The organism is Nevskia soli DSM 19509 (assembly GCF_000711955.1).
In the GTDB taxonomy this organism is placed as follows: domain Bacteria; phylum Pseudomonadota; class Gammaproteobacteria; order Nevskiales; family Nevskiaceae; genus Nevskia; species Nevskia soli.
Map to the genome: position 1 here is coordinate 1 of NZ_JONR01000006.1, position 16,549 is coordinate 16,549.

The 16,549-nt window shown below is 67.0% G+C and carries 18 protein-coding genes; 7 read left to right on the top strand and 11 right to left on the bottom strand.

Annotated features, from left to right (window positions below):
- Positions 1–184: hypothetical protein (locus BP26_RS30265; RefSeq protein ID WP_211254805.1), on the bottom strand; the 184-nt coding region annotated here is incomplete at its 3' end.
- Positions 185–357: 173 nt separating this feature from the next.
- Between BP26_RS30265 and BP26_RS0102060 the strand changes: the two genes are divergently transcribed.
- Together BP26_RS0102060 and BP26_RS27240 are read left to right on the top strand one after the other, a co-directional pair.
- Positions 358–762, top strand: coding sequence for a DUF3052 family protein (locus tag BP26_RS0102060; RefSeq protein WP_029918918.1), 405 nt, complete (start codon positions 358–360; stop codon positions 760–762).
- 40 nt (positions 763–802) lie between these two features.
- Complete coding sequence (locus BP26_RS27240) at positions 803–1,291, top strand: GNAT family N-acetyltransferase (protein WP_051748097.1); 489 nt, start codon at positions 803–805, stop codon at positions 1,289–1,291.
- 97 nt (positions 1,292–1,388) lie between these two features.
- Here BP26_RS27240 and BP26_RS0102070 read toward each other — a convergent pair whose 3' ends face one another.
- The 7 genes from BP26_RS0102070 to BP26_RS0102100 all read right to left on the bottom strand — a co-directional run bounded on the left by BP26_RS0102070 (position 1,389) and on the right by BP26_RS0102100 (position 9,971).
- On the bottom strand, positions 1,389–2,021 hold the full coding sequence (locus BP26_RS0102070; protein WP_029918920.1) for a MarC family protein: 633 nt from the start codon (positions 2,019–2,021) through the stop codon (positions 1,389–1,391).
- A 202-nt stretch (positions 2,022–2,223) separates the two neighbouring features.
- The gene (locus BP26_RS0102075; protein WP_029918921.1) at positions 2,224–2,454 is read right to left on the bottom strand and encodes a formate dehydrogenase subunit delta; all 231 of its coding nucleotides are present in this window, start codon (positions 2,452–2,454) and stop codon (positions 2,224–2,226) included.
- Positions 2,451–3,347, bottom strand: coding sequence for a formate dehydrogenase accessory sulfurtransferase FdhD (gene fdhD / locus BP26_RS0102080; protein ID WP_084182711.1), 897 nt, complete (start codon positions 3,345–3,347; stop codon positions 2,451–2,453). The genes BP26_RS0102075 and fdhD overlap by 4 nt, the downstream gene beginning before the upstream one ends.
- Positions 3,328–6,186 (bottom strand): formate dehydrogenase subunit alpha, encoded by a 2,859-nt coding sequence (fdhF, locus tag BP26_RS0102085; RefSeq protein WP_029918923.1) that lies wholly within the window; start codon positions 6,184–6,186, stop codon positions 3,328–3,330. Before fdhF ends, fdhD begins: the two co-directional genes overlap by 20 nt.
- Before the next feature lie 12 nt (positions 6,187–6,198).
- Positions 6,199–7,752, bottom strand: coding sequence for a formate dehydrogenase beta subunit (locus BP26_RS0102090; RefSeq protein WP_029918924.1), 1,554 nt, complete (start codon positions 7,750–7,752; stop codon positions 6,199–6,201).
- Positions 7,749–8,264, bottom strand: coding sequence for a formate dehydrogenase subunit gamma (locus BP26_RS0102095; protein WP_084182712.1), 516 nt, complete (start codon positions 8,262–8,264; stop codon positions 7,749–7,751). Before BP26_RS0102095 ends, BP26_RS0102090 begins: the two co-directional genes overlap by 4 nt.
- 48 nt (positions 8,265–8,312) lie before the next feature.
- Positions 8,313–9,971, bottom strand: coding sequence for an OFA family MFS transporter (locus tag BP26_RS0102100; protein WP_051748101.1), 1,659 nt, complete (start codon positions 9,969–9,971; stop codon positions 8,313–8,315).
- Positions 9,972–10,167: 196 nt separating this feature from the next.
- Between BP26_RS0102100 and BP26_RS0102105 the strand changes: the two genes are divergently transcribed.
- Positions 10,168–11,283, top strand: a complete 1,116-nt coding sequence (locus BP26_RS0102105) for a substrate-binding domain-containing protein (protein WP_245611680.1) — start codon at positions 10,168–10,170, stop codon at positions 11,281–11,283.
- A gap of 143 nt (positions 11,284–11,426) precedes the next feature.
- Entirely contained in the window at positions 11,427–11,771 is a 345-nt protein-coding gene (locus BP26_RS0102110) for a hypothetical protein (protein WP_157572317.1), read from the top strand.
- Between the two features lie 9 nt (positions 11,772–11,780).
- Here BP26_RS0102110 and BP26_RS0102115 read toward each other — a convergent pair whose 3' ends face one another.
- A complete protein-coding gene (locus BP26_RS0102115; protein ID WP_051748104.1) occupies positions 11,781–12,671 on the bottom strand; it encodes an alpha/beta fold hydrolase in 891 nt (296 codons plus the stop codon).
- A gap of 155 nt (positions 12,672–12,826) precedes the next feature.
- Between BP26_RS0102115 and BP26_RS0102120 the strand changes: the two genes are divergently transcribed.
- Positions 12,827–13,768, top strand: coding sequence for a DUF2167 domain-containing protein (locus tag BP26_RS0102120; RefSeq protein ID WP_029918930.1), 942 nt, complete (start codon positions 12,827–12,829; stop codon positions 13,766–13,768).
- A 25-nt stretch (positions 13,769–13,793) separates the two neighbouring features.
- Complete coding sequence (locus BP26_RS29145; RefSeq protein WP_157572318.1) at positions 13,794–13,967, top strand: hypothetical protein; 174 nt, start codon at positions 13,794–13,796, stop codon at positions 13,965–13,967.
- A gap of 64 nt (positions 13,968–14,031) precedes the next feature.
- On the opposite strand, the gene BP26_RS0102130 is transcribed toward BP26_RS29145, so the two are convergent.
- Positions 14,032–14,235, bottom strand: coding sequence for a hypothetical protein (locus tag BP26_RS0102130; RefSeq protein ID WP_029918931.1), 204 nt, complete (start codon positions 14,233–14,235; stop codon positions 14,032–14,034).
- Positions 14,236–14,470: 235 nt separating this feature from the next.
- A complete protein-coding gene (locus tag BP26_RS0102135; protein WP_029918932.1) occupies positions 14,471–15,682 on the bottom strand; it encodes an argininosuccinate synthase in 1,212 nt (403 codons plus the stop codon).
- Between the two features lie 199 nt (positions 15,683–15,881).
- Here BP26_RS0102135 and rnt point away from each other — a divergent pair, with 199 nt between their 5' ends.
- Positions 15,882–16,538, top strand: coding sequence for a ribonuclease T (gene rnt, locus BP26_RS0102140; protein ID WP_051748106.1), 657 nt, complete (start codon positions 15,882–15,884; stop codon positions 16,536–16,538).
- The last annotated feature ends 11 nt before the right edge of the window (positions 16,539–16,549 follow it).

Sequence of the window (16,549 nt, forward strand, 5' to 3'; positions counted from 1 at the left end):
ACCGGCCGCCAGCCTTGGCGGCCTGAACACTCAAACCATTTTCCAGGAGGCTCACCACAGGCAACGCGAAGCGCATGACGCGGCAGGGACCAATGGTCAGACCTGCGCCGGAGAATTCCGAGTAGCCCGATGGCGAGGATTTACGCCTCTCATCCGACAGAGAACCCGGCGCGCGCGAAGTCACCCTGCGGGCCCGAGAGCAAGTCAGCACGCTCTCACCAGAGGCCGGATATACGGATGCAACCTTGCTTCCCCTACCACCGCGCCAGCGCTTGCACTTTGGGAGGAGTCCATATACGGGCTACACTCCCTGGAAAGCTTGCCATCTCGTTCCCCGGCAACCGGAACATTGACTGTATGGCCGGATATTCAGGCACACCACTGGCGAAAAAACTGGGCATCAAACCCGGCAACAAGGTATTGCTCGTCGGTGCGCCGGAAGGCTATCGGTCCCTGCTCGATCCGCTACCGCAGGACGTGGAGTTCGTCGCCCGCCTGAGCGGGGCAACCGACCTCATCCATGTCTTCACCGCCAGCAAGGCCGAGCTGCGGGAACTGCTGAAGAAATATCGCGTCGGATTGAAGCCGGACGGCGTGGTCTGGGTGTCCTGGCCGAAAAAAGCGGCAAAGGTGCCGACGGACATCACGGAAGATACAATCCGGGAGGTGGCGCTTCCCATGGGTTTCGTGGACATCAAGGTATGCGCGGTGAACGGGATATGGTCGGGGCTGAAGCTGGTGGTGCGCAAAGAACTGCGCTGACCACGCGGCGGCCTGCGCCATCCGGCATGAACCACGCATCATGATCACCGACCACAACATCGCCCTCGCCCGCTCCACCGACGCCTCGGCGATCTCCGCCATGTCGCGCGACTACATCGAGCGCGGGCTGGGCTGGGACTGGACGCCGACGCGGGTGCTGCGCAGCATCCGCGACCGCTCGACCAATGTGGCGGTGATGCGCGACGGCGGCCCGCTGCTCGGCTTCGGCATCATGAAGTACGGCGACGACACGGCCCATCTGCACCTGCTGGCGGTGCACCGCTCGATGCGGCGCAAGGGCGTGGGCACTGCGCTGCTGCTGTGGCTGGAACAGACGGCGCGCGCCGCGGCGATCGAGCGGGTGCGGCTGGAAGCGCGCGCCAGCAACGACCTCGCCCGCGCCTTCTACCGCAGCCGCGGCTACCACGAGACGGAACGGCTCAGCGGCTACTACCGCGGCGCGGAAGACGCGGTGCGGCTGGAGAAGCTGCTGTGGACGGATACGGGCACGGGGTTGGTGCCGGAATAGATCGGCTGCAGCGGGAGGAGCTGGGAAAAGCCCCTCTCCCCTGCCCCTCTCCCGCAAGCGGGAGAGGGGAACTGTAGGCCACTACCGCAATTTTTTGCTAGCCGGTCTGGGGGCCCAGACCCGGCAGCAGTGCCTTCAGGCCATTCACGATGAACTCCACCGCCAGGGCCGAGAGGATCAGGCCCATCAGGCGCGTGGTGATGTTGATGCCGGTGCGGCCGATCCAGTTGGCGATGGGATCGGCCAGGCTCAGGGCGATCAAGGTGACCACGCCCAGCGCCGCGCCGATGCCGATCAGGGCGCCGATATCGATCCAGCCGCTGACCTTGCCGGCGTAGATGATCATGGCGCTGATGGTGCCGGGGCCGGCCATCAGGGGAATGGCCAGGGGCACCACGGCGATGTTGTCCTTGGATTCGGCCTCGTCCCTTTCCTCCGTGGTGGAGCGGGTGTTGCCGGCCTGGGCGTTGACCATGGCGATGGCCATCAACAGCATGACGATGCCGCCGCCGACCTGGAGCGAGCCGACGCTGATGCCGAAGAAGTGGATGATGCGCTCGCCGGCGGTGGCCGCGACCGCCAGCACCACGGCCACCGAGAGCGAGGCGACGCGGATGGTGCGGCGCTTCTCCACCCGGCTCTGCGAGGCGGTCAGCCCGAGGAAGAAGGGGATGGCGCCGATGGGGTTGAGCAGCGCCAGCAGCGAAACGAATTCCTTGACCAGGTCCACCGGTGCGCCCTTGGGTGCGAGAGTATGGGGACAGGTTAGCGCAAAATCGCTGGGGGCTATTGTGCTTTGTCATCCCAAGCGCAGCGAAGGATCCGGCCAGATCCTTCGCTACGCTCAGGATGACAAGTAGTTGTAGGGCGGCCTGTGGCCGCTGCTGCCGCGCTGTATGGGAGTGTGCACGGCGGCCATAGGCCACCCCGCCCTACTGTTTCGCTTCCGCGCTCTCCGCCATGCTCTGGACGGCCTGCCGCGGCAGTTCTTCCAGCCCTTCGCCGCCCTCGCGCAGGTGTTCGATGATCTGCGCGCGCATGCGCGGGGTCCAGAATTTCTGGATGTGGTTGACCATGCCCTTGATGCCTTCCTCGCGTACCGGTTCGGCGTGGAAGAAGGCGCCGATGTCGTTGGCCATGTTGGTCAGGTGTTCGATGCTCATGCTGCGCTTCCTTCGGTGCCGGCGCTGCGCGGCCCCACGTCGAGGACGCGGGCGGGGCAGGCGTAGATGACGAAACTGTCGCCGCGGGCGAAGCCGATCAGGGTCAGGCCGGCTTCCTCGGCCACGCGGATGGCGTAGGCGGTGGGTGCGGAGATGGCGGCGAGCAGGGGGATGCCGGCCATGGCCGCCTTCAGCGCCATCTCGTAGCTGGCGCGGCTGGTGACGACGGCGAAGCCGCGGGTGGTGTCGCGGCGTTCGCGCAGCAGGGCGCCGATCAGCTTGTCCAGGGCGTTGTGGCGGCCCACGTCCTCGCGCACCAGCTGCACCGCGCCGTCCGGCGCGGCCCAGGCGGCGGCGTGGGTGGCGCCGGTGAGGCCGTTGAGCGTCTGGCGACGGCGCAGTTCGTCCTGGGCACGGCGCAGGGCGGCGACGGCCACCGGCACGCCGGCGCCGACCCGGCGCGGGCTGCGGATGGCGTCGGCGATGGTCTCGGCGCCGCACAGGCCGCAGCCGGTGCGGCCGTGCAGGTTGCGGCGCCGGCCCAGCAGGACTTCGTGGCGCTGCGCCGGGATGCGCATGCGGATCTCGTAGCTGGGACCGTTCGCGCCCTCGTGCCGGAACACCTCCAGCGACTGCATCTCGGCGGCGTCGGCGATCACGTCCTCGCTGAAGGAGAAGCCCAGGGCGAAGTCTTCCAGGTCGGAGGGCGTGGCCATCATCACCACGTGCGGCTCGCCGTTGTAGACCAGGGCCACCGGGGTTTCCTCGGCGACGCAGTCCTCCACCGCGCTGAGCCTGCCGTCGCGCCAGGCGCGCACCGGCAGGCGCGCGTAGCCGGCGACGTCCGCGTCGCCGGGCTGCGCGCCCATGGGCTTATTTGACGGCAAGGACATCGCTGCCCTGCTTGAGCAGTTCCTGCTGCCGCTCGGAGAACTTGCGGTAGCGCTTCTGCCATTCCGAGGGCTGGCTGACCCGCACCACCTGCACCGCGGTGACCTTGTACTCGGGGCAGTTGGTGGCCCAGTCCGAGTTGTCGGTGGTGATGACGTTGGCGCCGGAGTCCGGGAAGTGGAAGGTGGTGTAGACCAGGCCCGGCTGCACGCGCGGCGTGACCAGGGCGCGCATCACCGTTTCGCCGGCGCGGCTGTGCACGCCGACCCAGTCGCCGTCCTTCACGCCGCGCTCTTCCGCATCGTGCGGATGCAGTTCCAGCCGGTCCTCGTCGTGCCAGGTGTTGTTGGCGGTGCGGCGAGTCTGCGCGCCGACGTTGTATTGCGACAGGATGCGGCCGGTGGTGAGGATCAGCGGATATTTGCCGTTGACCTTCTCGCGCGTCGGCACGTATTCGGTGAGCATGAACCTGCCCTTGCCGCGCACGAATTCGTCGATGTGCATGATCGGCGTGCCTTGCGGCGCGTGGTCGTTGCACGGCCACTGGATGCTGCCCAGCTGGTCCAGGCGCTCGTAGCTGACACCGGTGAAGGTGGGCGTGAGGCTGGCGATCTCGTCCATGATCTCGGACGGATGGCTGTACTTCATCTCGTAGCCCAGCGCCTTGGACAGCAGCATGGTGATTTCCCAGTCGGCGTAGCCGGCCGGCGCCTGGCTCACCTTGCGCACGCGCGAGATGCGGCGCTCGGCGTTGGTGAAGGTGCCGTCCTTCTCCAGGAAGGAGGAGCCGGGCAGGAAGACGTGGGCGAACTTGGCGGTCTCGTTGAGGAACAGGTCCTGCACCACGATGCACTCCATCGCGCTCAGCGCGGCGGTGACGTGCTGGGTGTTGGGATCGGACTGCGCGATGTCCTCGCCCTCGCAGTACAGGCCGAGGAATTCGCCGTCGAGCGCGGACTCGAACATGTTGGGAATGCGCAGGCCCGGATCGGACTGCAGGCTCACGCCCCAGGTCTGCTCGAACAGATGGCGGGTGACGTCGTCGCTGACATGGCGGTAGCCGGGAAACTCGTGCGGGAAGGAGCCCATGTCGCAGGAGCCCTGCACATTGTTCTGGCCGCGCAGCGGGTTCACACCCACGCCTAGCCGGCCGATGTTGCCGGTAGCCATGGCCAGGTTGGCGATGGCCATCACCGTGGTGGAACCCTGGCTGTGCTCGGTGACGCCCAGGCCGTAGTAGATGGCGGCGTTGCCGCCGGTGGCGTAAAGCCGCGCGGCCGCGCGCACTTCGCTGGCCGGCACGCCGGTATCGGCCTCCAGCGCTTCCGGCGAATGGCGCGCCTCGGCGACGAAGGTCTTCCACTTGGCGAAGGCCTCCGGCTCGCAGCGCTCGGCGGCGAAAGCCTCGTTGACCAAACCCTCGGTGACGACGACGTGGGCCAGGCTGTTGAGCAGGGCGACGTTGGTGCCGGGGCGCAACTGGAGGTGATGCTGCGCCTGGATATGCGGCATCCGCACCAGGTCGATGCGGCGCGGGTCGGCGATGATCAGCTTGGCGCCTTCACGCAGGCGCCGCTTCATCTGCGAGCCGAACACCGGATGCGCGTCGGTGGGGTTGGCGCCGATGATGAAGATGACGTCGGCTTCCATTACCGAGTCGAAGGTCTGCGTGCCGGCGGATTCGCCCAGGGTCTGCTTCAGGCCGTAGCCGGTGGGCGAATGGCAGACGCGGGCGCAGGTGTCGACGTTGTTGTTGCCGAAGGCGGCGCGCACCAGCTTCTGCACCAGGTAGGTTTCCTCGTTGGTGCAGCGCGAGGAGGTGATGGCGCCGACGGCGCCCTTGCCGTGCCTGGCCTGGATGCGCTTGAACTCGGAGGCGGCGTAGCCGATGGCTTCTTCCCAGCTCACCTCGCGCCAGGGATCGGTGATCTTGGCGCGGATCATCGGCTTGGTGATGCGGTCCGGATGGGTGGTGTAGCCGATGGCGAAGCGGCCCTTGACGCAGGAGTGGCCGTGGTTGGCGTGGCCATCCTGGTTCGGCACCATGCGCACCAGCTCCTGGCCCTTCATCTCGGCGCGGAAGGAGCAACCCACGCCGCAGTAGGCGCAGGTGGTGATGGTGCTGTGCTCGGCCTGGCCCTTGTCGATCAGGGTCTTTTCCGACAGTGTCGCCGTCGGGCAGGCCTGCACGCAGGCACCGCAGGAGACGCACTCGGAATCGAGGAAGGAATCGTCCTGGCTGGCGGCGATCTTGGAGTCGAAGCCGCGGCCCTGCACGGTCAGGGCCAGTGTGCCCTGCACTTCATCGCAGGCGCGCACGCAGCGCGAGCAGAGAATGCACTTGCTGGCGTCGAAGGTGAAGTACGGATTGCTCTCGTCCTTTTCCAGCTTGAGATGGTTCTCGCCCTCGTAACCGTAGCGCACCTCGCGCAGGCCGACGGCGCCGGCCATGTCCTGCAATTCGCAGTGGCCGTTGGCGGGACAGGTCAGGCAGTCCAGCGGATGATCGGAGATGTACAGCTCCATCACACCGCGGCGCAGTTCGCCGATCTTCTGGTTCTGCGTGGTGACCTTCATGCCGGGCGCCACCAGGGTGGTGCAGGAGGCGGGATAACCCTTCATGCCCTCGATCTGCACCAGACACAGGCGGCAGGAGCCGAAGGCCTCGAGCTGCTCGGTGGCGCAGAGCTTGGGCACGGCGATGCCGCCCAGCGCCGCGGCGCGCATCACCGAGGTGCCGGCCGGCACCGAGACCTCGAAGCCGTCGATGCTCAGCGTGACCAGCTGCTCCGACGGCGCGGGAGCCGGGGTTCCAAAATCCTTTTCTGCGATCGACAGCATGACATGTCTCTCCTAAGCCGCCGCGACGACGCGGGGCCTCTTGAAATCTTCGGGGAAATGATTGAGGGCGCTGAGCACCGGGCTGGGGGTGAGCCCGCCCAGTGCACACAGGGAACCGTGGGTCATGGTCTCGCACAGGTCGCGCAACACGGCTTCCTGCTTCACCGGCTGCTGGCCGGCGACGAGCCGGTCGATGACCTCCACGCCACGGGTGGAGCCGATGCGGCAGGGTGTGCACTTGCCGCAGGATTCGGTGGCGCAGAATTCCATGGCATAGCGCGCCTGCGCCGCCATGTCGACGGTGTCGTCGAACACCACGATGCCGCCGTGGCCGACCATGCCGCCGATCTTGGCGAATTCCTCGTAATCCATCGGCGCGTCGAATTGCGCAGCCGGAATGTAGGCGCCGAGGGGCCCGCCGACCTGCACGGCGCGGATCGGCCGGCCGCTGTAGCTGCCGCCGCCGTAGTCGTAGAGCAGCTCGCGCAAGGTGATGCCGAAGGCCTTCTCGACCAGGCCGCCGTGCTTGATGTTGCCGGTGAGCTGGAACGGCAGGGTGCCGCGCGAGCGGCCGGTACCGTATTCCTTGTAGAACGCCGCGCCGCGATCCATGACGATGGGGACGGAGGCGAAGGTGATGACGTTGTTGATCACCGTGGGCTGACCGAACAGGCCCTTGATCGCCGGCAACGGCGGCTTGGGGCGGATCTGGCCGCGCTTGCCTTCCAGGCTTTCCAGCAGCGAGGTCTCCTCGCCGCAGATGTAAGCGCCGGCGCCGAGCCGCACTTCCAGGTCGAAGCGGCGGCCGCTGCCGAGCACGTCGGCGCCGAGGTGCTTGCTCTCATAAGCGGCGGCGATGGCGGCGTTGAGGGTGCGGTGCGCATGCGGGTATTCGCAGCGCAGGTAGATGTAGCCCTGGGTGGCGCCCACCGCCATGCCGGCGATGGTCATGCCCTCGATCAGGACGAAGGGATCGCCCTCCATGATCATGCGGTCGGAGAAGGTGCCGGAGTCGCCTTCATCCGCATTGCAGACGATGTACTTTTGCGCCGACTCGGTGGCATGCACCGTCTTCCACTTGATGCCGGCCGGGAAGGCCGCGCCACCGCGGCCGCGCAGGCCGGAGTCGGTCACCGCCTGCACGATCTCGGCGCCGGACAGGGCCAGCGCGTTCTTCAGGCCGCGGTAGCCCTCGTGGGCCAGATAATCGTCGAGACTGAGCGGATCGGTGATGCCGACGCGGGCGAAGGTGAGCCGTTCCTGCTGCTTGAGGTAGGGGATTTCGGCGGTGAGGCCGTGACCCAGGGCATGCTTCCCGCCATCGAGGAAGCCGGCGTCGAACAGGCCCGGAATATCCCGGGCCTTGACCGGGCCATAGGCGACGCGGCCGCCCGCTGTTTCCACCTCGACCAGCGGCTCCAGCGAAAACACGCCGCGCGAACCATTGCGCACCAGCTGGATCTGCACGCCGCGGCGTTCCGCTTCCGCGACGATGGCCTTGGCCACCGCGCCTGCGCCGAGGGACAGGGCGATGGCATCCTGCGGCACATAGATGCGCACGCTCATGAGGCGCCTCCCACCAGCTCGTCGAAGCTCTCCGCATCGACACGGCCGTGCAGTTCGCCATCCAGCATCAGCGAGGGGCCGCAGGCGCAGTTGCCCAGGCAGTACACCGGCTCCAGCGTGTAGCGGCCATCCGCGGTGGTGCCATGGAAGTCCACGCCAAGCTTCTGTTTGACGTGCGCCTCCAGCGCGGTGGCGCCGAGCGACTGGCAGGCCTCGGCGCGGCAGAGCTGCAGAACCTGCTTGCCCGGCTTGGTCGAGCGGAAGTAGTGATAGAAGGTGATGACGCCGTGCACCTCGGCGCGCGTCAGGTTCAGTTCCGAGGCGATCAGCGTGACCGCGCCGGGCGGCACATAGCCCAGCGCATCCTGCACGCCGTGCAGCACCGGCAGCAGCGCGCCGGGCAGCGCGCGCAGCCGCACGATCACTTCCAGCACCTTGGCCCGCTCCGCCGCGGCCAGCGGCCTGGCGGCCGGCATGGGACGCAACGGTTGTTCCTGCACCTGCCCTTTCATCACTGACCTCGTCTTCCGTTCATGCCGCCCTTCCACATATCAATCGAATCAATGCACCAGCACCGCGGCCTTCTGCAGCGCGGTCCACAAACCCCAGATGAAGGGGATGCCGACCGCCAGCCAGGCCAGCGCCGTGCCGATGCCAGCGGATCCGCGAGCCGCGGTGTCGGCCCGCGGATCCGCCGTCATCTCGTGGGCGAGGCTGCGTTCGGCCTGCAACTCCGCGTCCGTCATCTGGTATTTCTCCGCCACCGGCTTGACCAGGAAATTGCAGATCAGGCCGCCGAGCAGGAGCAGCGCCAGGATGTACAGCGTGACGTCGTAGACCAGGTTGCCGGGCACGCCCTGCGCCTTCTCGAAATCGCGCAGATTGGCGATCAGCAGGGGACCGATGACGCCGGCGGCGGACCAGGCGGTGAGCAGCCGGCCGTGGATGGCGCCGACCATCTGCGTGCCGAAGATGTCCGCCAGATAGGCCGGCACGGTGGCAAAGCCGCCGCCGTACATCGACAGGATCAGGCAGGCGGTGGCGACGAACAGCAGCACGGCGCCGAGATGGCCGAAGGTGGGCAGCAGGCAATACAGCACGATGCCGAGCAGGAAGAACACGTAGTAGGTGTTCTTGCGGCCGAGCTTGTCGGACAGCGAGGCCCAGAACAGGCGGCCGAGGCTGTTGAACAGGCTGAGCAGACCGACCAGGCCGGCGGCGATCGCCGCGATGGTGACCTTCTGCTCCGGCGTCAGGCCGGCACTGGCGGTATCCACGCCGAGCAGCTTGCCGCCGAACACTTCCTGGAACATCGGCGAGGCCATCGCCAGCACGCCGATGCCGGCGCTGACGTTGAGGCACAGCACGCCCCAGATGGCCCAGAACTGCGGCGTCTTCCAGGCCTTGCTCAGGTGCACGTGGCGGCGCGTGATCATGGCGCTGCCGGCGCTGGTAGGCGGATTCCAGCCGGCCGGCTTCCAGCCGTTGGGCGGCACGCGGTAGCCGAAGGCGCCGCCCATCATGAAGACGAAGTACAGCGCCGCCAGCACCAGGAAGGTCTGCCACACGCCGGGATCGCCGTCGGCGGCGAAGTGCTTCATCAGCATCGCCGCCAGTGGCGCGCCGATCATGGCGCCGCCGCCGAAGCCCATGATGGCGAAGCCGGTGGCCATGCCGCGACGATCAGGGAACCACTTGATCAGGGTCGATACCGGCGAGATGTAGCCCAGGCCCAGGCCGATGCCGCCGAGCACGCCGGTGCCCAGCCAGACGATCCACAGCTGGTGCAGATGTACGCCGATGGCGCCCAGGACGAGGCCGCCGCACCAGCACAGGGCCGAGACCACGCCGGCCTTGCGCGGGCCGGCGCGTTCCAGCCAGCCGCCCCAGAGGGCCGCGGCCAGGCCAAGGCAGACGATGAACAGGGTGAAGGTGAAGGTTTCCGAAGCCACCGACCAGTTGCAGGTGCTGGTGAACAGGTCCGCGGTCCAGCTGCTGCTCTTGGGGCAGGCCGCGTCAGGGGTGGCCAGCAGCTTGGACATCGGCAGCCAGAACACGGAAAAGCCGTAGGCCATGCCGATGCACAGGTGTATGGCCAGCGCGGCCGGCGGCACCAGCCAGCGGTTGAAACCCGGGCCCGCCACGGTCCGCTCTTTATCCAGTATCCCCGTGTCCCGGCCCAGGGCGGGCGGCGGAACAGTGCTTCCAATCGTCGACATATTTTGTGTTCTCCTCGGTTTTCCGCTTTAGTTATATATGCCTAATAGATCATATGAAGGTCAATCACACTATCCGACCATGGTTCAAGCTACCATCATTATTGTCTGCTATAAATAGGATGTCTGATTCCACTTCAATAGGCTTTTTTTAGCCTATTCTCAGGAAGAGCGAAAAGGTAAGGCACGCATGCTCAAGATGTCGATCAAACCGCAGTGGCAGCTGGAACGCGACGACGGGCGCCAGCTCATGCCGCACCTGGTCAGTCTGCTGGCCAAGGTGCACGAAACCCACACCCTGGTCGAAGCCTCGGCGCAGATGGGGCTGTCCTATCGCTACGCCTGGGGCTTGTTGCAGGAGGGCCAGCGCGCCTTCGGCGTGCCGCTGGTGAAGATGGTGCGCGGCCGCGGCGCCATGCTGACGCCGCTGGGCGAGAAGCTGGTGTGGGCCGACCGCCGCATCGCCGCGCGCCTGTCGCCGCTGCTGGACAGCCTGGCCTCCGAACTGGAAGTGGAAGTGGAGCGGGCCCTGTCGCACGCGCAGAGCATCCTGCGCCTGCACGCCAGCCACGGCTTCGCGGTGCAGACCCTGCGCCAGACGCTGCTGCACGAGCAGGTGCCGATCGAGCTCAAATACCGCAACGTGCAGGAGGCGCTGAGTTCCCTCAACGGCGGCGGCTGCGACCTCGCCGGCTTCCATGTGCCCCTGGGCGAGCTGCAGCAACCCGCCCTGCAGCATTACCTGGACGCGCTGCAACCGGACAAGCACCGCCTGCTGCACCTGGCGACGCGGCGCCAGGGCCTGATGGTGGCGCCGCACAACCCCAGGAACATCATGGGCGTGGCCGACCTGGCGCGGCCCGGCGTGAGCTACGTCAACCGCCACGAGGGCTCCGGTACGCGCCTGCTGCTGGACCTGCTGCTGCAGCGGGAGCAGCTCGACGGCCACGCCATCCAGGGCTACGACAACTGCGAATTCACCCACGCCGCGGTGGCGGCCTATGTCGCCAGCGGCATGGCCGACGCGGGCCTCGGCGTGGAACCGGCGGCGCGGCGCTTCGAACTGGATTTCCTGCCGGTGGCGAGCGAGCGCTACTTCCTGATCTGCAACGCCAAGGTGCTCGACACGCCGATGATGCAGCGCATCCTCGACATCCTGCGCAGCCGTGAATTCCAGCGCGCGGTGAACGCCCTGCCCGGCTACGACAGCGACGGTTGCGGCACGGTGCTGAGCGTGGCCGAAGCCTTCGACCTGGCGCCGGCCGTGCCGCGCAAGAAGACCGTCGCCGTTGCCGCGAGTGCATTGAATTATTGATCGCCGCGGCGGCCAGCCGGGGCGCAACATGAGGACCGAACCAGGAACATGATCGGCGGCCGGATTTCCCGGACAATCGGGAACTTTTGCCGCGTTGCACAGGCCTAGAGTGTAAGCGTCGTAGTCTCCAGAGGAGGCTTGCGGTGCAGACGATGGGCAACAAGAAGCACTGTTTGATGGTGATGGTGCGCGAAGGCGAAAGCATCGTGGTATTCGCCTGCGCCGCCCTGCTCACCGCCTGCGCCACCGAGCAGCCGCAGTGGCTGGATCACACCGCGCTGGTGCTCCGTCCCTCCCATCGCCAGGCCATGGTCGCCTTCTCCTTCGGCGCCGAAGCGCCGCCCGAACCAGGCGCACGACTCGCGCCCCGCAACGTCTCCGCCGTCATCGCCGCCGCAGTGGTGGTGCAGGACGATGCGGTGCCGAAGCTGGAGACGGTGGACTTCAAGGGCGGCCGCCTGTTCATCCATTCGCCGCGGACGCGGTGAGTCGCGGCCTCAGCTCGCGGCTTTGAGGAAGCCGATCACCTGTTCAGCGAAGGCATCCGGCGCTTCCAGGTGCATGAAGTGTCCGGCCTTGGGGATCCCGACCAGTTCGTACTTGTCGCCGAACAGGTGTTCCTGGTCGAGGAAGGTCGAGGGCAGGATGCAGGCGTCGTTCTCGCCGTAGATGACCCGCGCCGGCACGTAGATCGGCTTGAGCAGGAACTGCCAGGCCTCACGCTGCAATAACGACAGCGGCAGCGCGCGGTAATAACCCAGCGCCGCCTTCAGCCGTGCCGGATCGGAGAACGCCGCCTTGACCGGGCCGAAGTAGTCCTCGCTCGGCTCCCAGCCGGGCGACCAGCTCCGTGCCAGGTCACGCAGCCAGGCGAAATCGTTTTCGCGGATGCGCCGCTCCGGCCAGCCCGGCAACTGGAACTTGAACATGTAATGCGAGGCGCGCAATTGCTCGCGCGAAGGGCGCAGCAGGAAGCGGCGCGGATGCGGCACGGCGGCGGTCACGATGCGCTTGATGCGGTCCGGCCGCAGCGCGGCGGCGCTGTACGCCGCGAACGCACCCCAGTCGTGCCCGACCACCATCGCGCTCTGGGCGCCGAAATGCTCGGCCAGGGCGATGACGTCGCGGCCCAGGGCCAGGCCGGAGTAGTCGCGGTCTTCCGGCAGCGCGCCGGGCGGGTAGCCGCGCATGAACGGCGCCACGGCGCGGAAGCCGGCGGCGGAGAGCTTGCGCAGCAGCCCCACCATGCTCCAGGCGGTATCCGGGAAGCCGTGCAGGCACAGCACCAGGGGCCCTTCGCCCGCCCCGCCGTCCGCTTCCAGGTAGGCGAACTCCATGCCGTTGGCGCGGATGTAGCGGGGCTGCAGGTCATCGGTATGGGTCATCATGTCCTCGGGAGGGGGGCGTCCTGGTGGGCTCGATTTTATCTCCGCCAGCCGGCCTGTGACGGACTTCACAGAGTCATATGCCGCGGCTGGCGATGATACGGCGCCTGCGGCTATGCTGCCGCCCCTCGATTATCAGAAATTAAAGGGATTTTTCGATGAAATACCCGCGCCTCTGGCTGGCGGCGCTGGCGCTGTGCGCCGCGAACGCCCTGGCCGACCCGGTCCCCGCCACCGACCCCGCGCCGCCGACACCCGAGCAGAGACAGCAGAAAGCCGAGCAGCTGCTGGCCTCGCTCAAGCCGCAGCACGGCACGGTCAAGCTGCCCAACGACATCGCCACGCTGCAGCTCAACGACGATTTCTACTACCTGGCGCCGACCGACGCCGACCGCCTGCTCACCGAGGGCTGGGGCAATCCGCCCGGCTTCAAGACGCTCGGCATGATCCTGCCGCAGTCGATCAGCCCGCTGGCGCGCAACGGCTGGGGCGTGGTCGTGACCTACAACGACGACGGCCACGTCTCGGACGACGACGCCGCCAAAATCGACTACACCGAACTGCTGCAGAAGATGCAGAAAGAGGACGTGGAGATCAACGAGGAGCGCAAGAAGCAGGGCTACGCCGGCCTGCACCTGCTGGGCTGGGCCGAGCCGCCGCATTACGACGCGGCGACCCACAAGATGTACTGGGCAAAGGAGCTGAAGGCCGATGATGCCGACGCCAACACGCTCAACTACAGCATCCGCGTGCTCGGCCGCAAAGGCGTGCTGGAGCTGAACGCGGTGGCCGCGATGAGCGACCTGCCGACCATCAAGCAGGAACTGCCCAAGGTGCTGGCCTTCACCAACTTCAGCGACGGCAACAAGTACACCGACTTCAACGCCAGCACCGACAAGGTCGCCGCCTACGGCCTCGCCGCGCTCGTCGCCGGCGGCATCGCCGCCAAGGCCGGCCTGTTCGCCAAGCTGGGCCTGCTGCTGCTCGCCGCCAAGAAATTCATCATCATCGGGGTGGTGGCCGTGGCCGGCTTCTTCCGCAAGATCTTCGGCGGCAAGCCCAAGGCGCCGCCGCCCGGCCCCATGCCGCCCGCGGCATAACGCTCAGCTCCCGGGAGAAGCCGGCATGTGGAACATCTTGATCGGCATCGTCTTCATCGTCGGCGGCCTCAGCGGCAAGCTGGCGCTGATCGGCACCAATAGCGGCGAGGCCCTGGCCGCGCTCGGTGCCGGCCTGCTGATCTGGGGTGTGGTGCAGATCGTGCGCGCCAGGAAGGCACAGGCGCAGACAGCGAAGTAAGCCCCCCGCTGGGGAATCGGCAAAAGCCGGCAGCGCGTATTCCGCCTGCCGGCTTTTGCCGTTTTCAGCCGGCGGCGACGCCGGCCTGCACATCCGTATGCAGCGCGCAGACCTGTCCGCCGCAAGCCCCTTGATCCAGATACCAGCGCTGGATGTAGGCGGTCAGACGCAAGCGGTATTCCTCCGGCACGTCATAACCCTGGAAAATCTTCGACACGTCGTCCTGCGCCGCGGCCAGGCTGGCTTCGATCCTGCTGTTGTCCTTCATCTCTCATCCCTCGACACTGCCTGCATTCCGTGCAGGCCATCGGCATATGAGACACGAAGCGCTGCAGGCAAACCGCGATGTGGCTCTCAGATCGGCGTCGCCGCGGTGCGTCCAGCGTGGACTGGATCACGTAACGACGGCCGCCAGCCGTAGGGCGGGTCTGCGACCCGCCGTTCACCGCGGCGTGCGAGTGATGCCCGAGACAGGCGGGTCAAAGACCCGCCCTACGGGAATGTCAGCGCTTGTCGCGCTTGGCACCCGTTCTGAGACGCAGGCCGTTGAGGCGGATGAAGCCTTCCGCGTCCTTCTGGTTGTACGCGCCGCGGTCGTCCTCGAAGGTCGACAGGCGCGCGTCGAACAGCGAATCCGGCGAGCGGCGGCCGGCGTTGTAGACGCTGCCCTTGTACAGCTTGAGGCGCACTTCGCCGTTGACGCGGTGCTGGCTGTCGTCGATCAGGGCCTGCAGCATGCGGCGCTCCGGGCTCCACCAGTAGCCGTTGTAGATCAGGCTGGCGTAGCGCGGCATCACCTCGTCTTTCAGGTGGGCTTCTTCGCGGTCCAGGCACAGGCTCTCGATGGCGCGGTGCGCCTTGAGCATGATGGTGCCGCCCGGGGTTTCGTAGCAGCCGCGCGACTTCATGCCGACATAGCGGTTTTCCACGATGTCGAGACGGCCGATGCCGTGCTTGCCGCCGAGCTGGTTGAGACGCTCCAGCATCTGGTAGGGGCTGAGCTTCTCGCCGTCGATGGAGACCGGGTCGCCCTTCTCGTAGCCGATGGTGATGAACTCGGGCTCGTTCGGCGCGTCTTCCGGGTTCCTGGTCCAGCGCCAGATGGAGTCGTCCGGCGTCCACCAGGGATCTTCCAGGCCGCCGCCCTCGTAGCTGATGTGGAGGGCGTTGGCGTCCATCGAATAAGGGCTGCCGCCGTCCTTCTTCTTGGCGATGGGGATGTTGTGCTTGGCGGCGTATGCCAGCAGGGTTTCGCGCGAGGTCAGGTCCCACTCGCGCCAGGGGGCGATGACCTTGGCTTCCGGCCACAGCGCGTAGGCGCCGAGCTCGAAGCGCACCTGGTCGTTGCCCTTGCCGGTGGCGCCGTGGGCGATGGCGTCGCAGCCGGTCTCGCGGGCGCGCTGCACCAGCTGCTTGGCGATCAGCGGACGGGCGATGCTGGTGCCGAGCAGGTATTCGCCTTCGTAGATGGCGTTGGCGCGGAACATGGGGAAGACGAAGTCGCGCGCGAACTCCTCGCGCAGGTCGTCGATGAAGATTTCCTTGACGCCGAGTGCCTGGGCCTTCGGCCGCACCGGCTCCAGCTCCTCGCCCTGGCCGATGTCGGCGGTGAAGGTCACCACTTCGCAGTGGTAGGTGTCCTGCAGCCACTTGAGGATGACTGAGGTATCCAGCCCGCCGGAGTAGGCGAGCGCGACTTTGCGGACTTGGGTCATGGGGGTCTGGAAAGCGAATGGGGCGGGAGGCGGAAAAGCGCGCGAATTATAGCTTTTCGGGAGGCGAGAGGCGGGAGGGGAGTGGCGCAAAAAAACCAATCGGCCACGCGGCGGCGACACACTGCTTTCCACCCCTCTCGCCTCCCGCCTCTCGCCTCCCCCGATGTTATAGTGCTGGACCTCCCGCCGCCGCCTCTCCATGGACCTTCTCCCCCACCCGCCCCGCATGGGCCAGCGTTTTCGCGGCTTTCTGCCCGTGGTGGTGGACGTGGAGACCGGTGGCTTCAATTCCACCACCGACGCGCTGCTGGAAATCGCCGCGGTGCTGATCGGCGTGGACGAGGAGGGCAATCTGGTACGCGGCGAAACCCATGCTGCCCATGTCGAGCCCTTTCCCGGCGCCAATATCGAGCGGGCTTCGCTGGAAGTGAACGGCATCGACCCCTATCACCCCTTGCGCCTGGCCATGCCGGAGCGCGAGGCGCTGGCCAAGGTGTTCAAGCCGGTGCGCCAGGCGGTGTCGGAGCAGGGCTGCACCCGCGCCATCCTGGTCGGCCACAACGCCCATTTCGACCTCGGCTTCCTCAACGCCGCGGTGGCGCGGGCCGACGTCAAACGCAACCCGTTCCATCCGTTTTCGGCCTTCGACACGGTGACGCTGGGTGGTGCCGTGCTGGGCCAGACGGTGCTGGCCCGCGCGCTGGAAGCGGCGGGACTGCCGTTCGACGCCAAGGAGGCCCACTCGGCGATCTACGACGCCGAGCGCACCGCGGACCTGTTCTGCCTGCTGGTGAACCGCATGCGTTCGATCCACGCCAGCTTCACCGGCACCGGCAGCGGCAATGCGGTTGTTTAGTGACAGCCGCA

Coding starts and splice junctions, on each gene's coding strand:
- BP26_RS0102060 (WP_029918918.1), top strand. CDS start 358: ATGGCCGGATATTCAGGCACACCACTGGCGAAAAAACTGGGCATCAAA.
- BP26_RS27240 (WP_051748097.1), top strand. CDS start 803: ATGATCACCGACCACAACATCGCCCTCGCCCGCTCCACCGACGCCTCG.
- BP26_RS0102075 (WP_029918921.1), bottom strand. CDS start 2,454: ATGAGCATCGAACACCTGACCAACATGGCCAACGACATCGGCGCCTTC.
- fdhD (WP_084182711.1), bottom strand. CDS start 3,347: ATGTCCTTGCCGTCAAATAAGCCCATGGGCGCGCAGCCCGGCGACGCG.
- fdhF (WP_029918923.1), bottom strand. CDS start 6,186: ATGCTGTCGATCGCAGAAAAGGATTTTGGAACCCCGGCTCCCGCGCCG.
- BP26_RS0102090 (WP_029918924.1), bottom strand. CDS start 7,752: ATGAGCGTGCGCATCTATGTGCCGCAGGATGCCATCGCCCTGTCCCTC.
- BP26_RS0102095 (WP_084182712.1), bottom strand. CDS start 8,264: ATGAAAGGGCAGGTGCAGGAACAACCGTTGCGTCCCATGCCGGCCGCC.
- BP26_RS0102100 (WP_051748101.1), bottom strand. CDS start 9,971: ATGTCGACGATTGGAAGCACTGTTCCGCCGCCCGCCCTGGGCCGGGAC.
- BP26_RS0102105 (WP_245611680.1), top strand. CDS start 10,168: ATGTCGATCAAACCGCAGTGGCAGCTGGAACGCGACGACGGGCGCCAG.
- BP26_RS0102115 (WP_051748104.1), bottom strand. CDS start 12,671: ATGATGACCCATACCGATGACCTGCAGCCCCGCTACATCCGCGCCAAC.
- BP26_RS0102120 (WP_029918930.1), top strand. CDS start 12,827: ATGAAATACCCGCGCCTCTGGCTGGCGGCGCTGGCGCTGTGCGCCGCG.
- BP26_RS29145 (WP_157572318.1), top strand. CDS start 13,794: ATGTGGAACATCTTGATCGGCATCGTCTTCATCGTCGGCGGCCTCAGC.
- BP26_RS0102130 (WP_029918931.1), bottom strand. CDS start 14,235: ATGAAGGACAACAGCAGGATCGAAGCCAGCCTGGCCGCGGCGCAGGAC.
- BP26_RS0102135 (WP_029918932.1), bottom strand. CDS start 15,682: ATGACCCAAGTCCGCAAAGTCGCGCTCGCCTACTCCGGCGGGCTGGAT.
- rnt (WP_051748106.1), top strand. CDS start 15,882: ATGGACCTTCTCCCCCACCCGCCCCGCATGGGCCAGCGTTTTCGCGGC.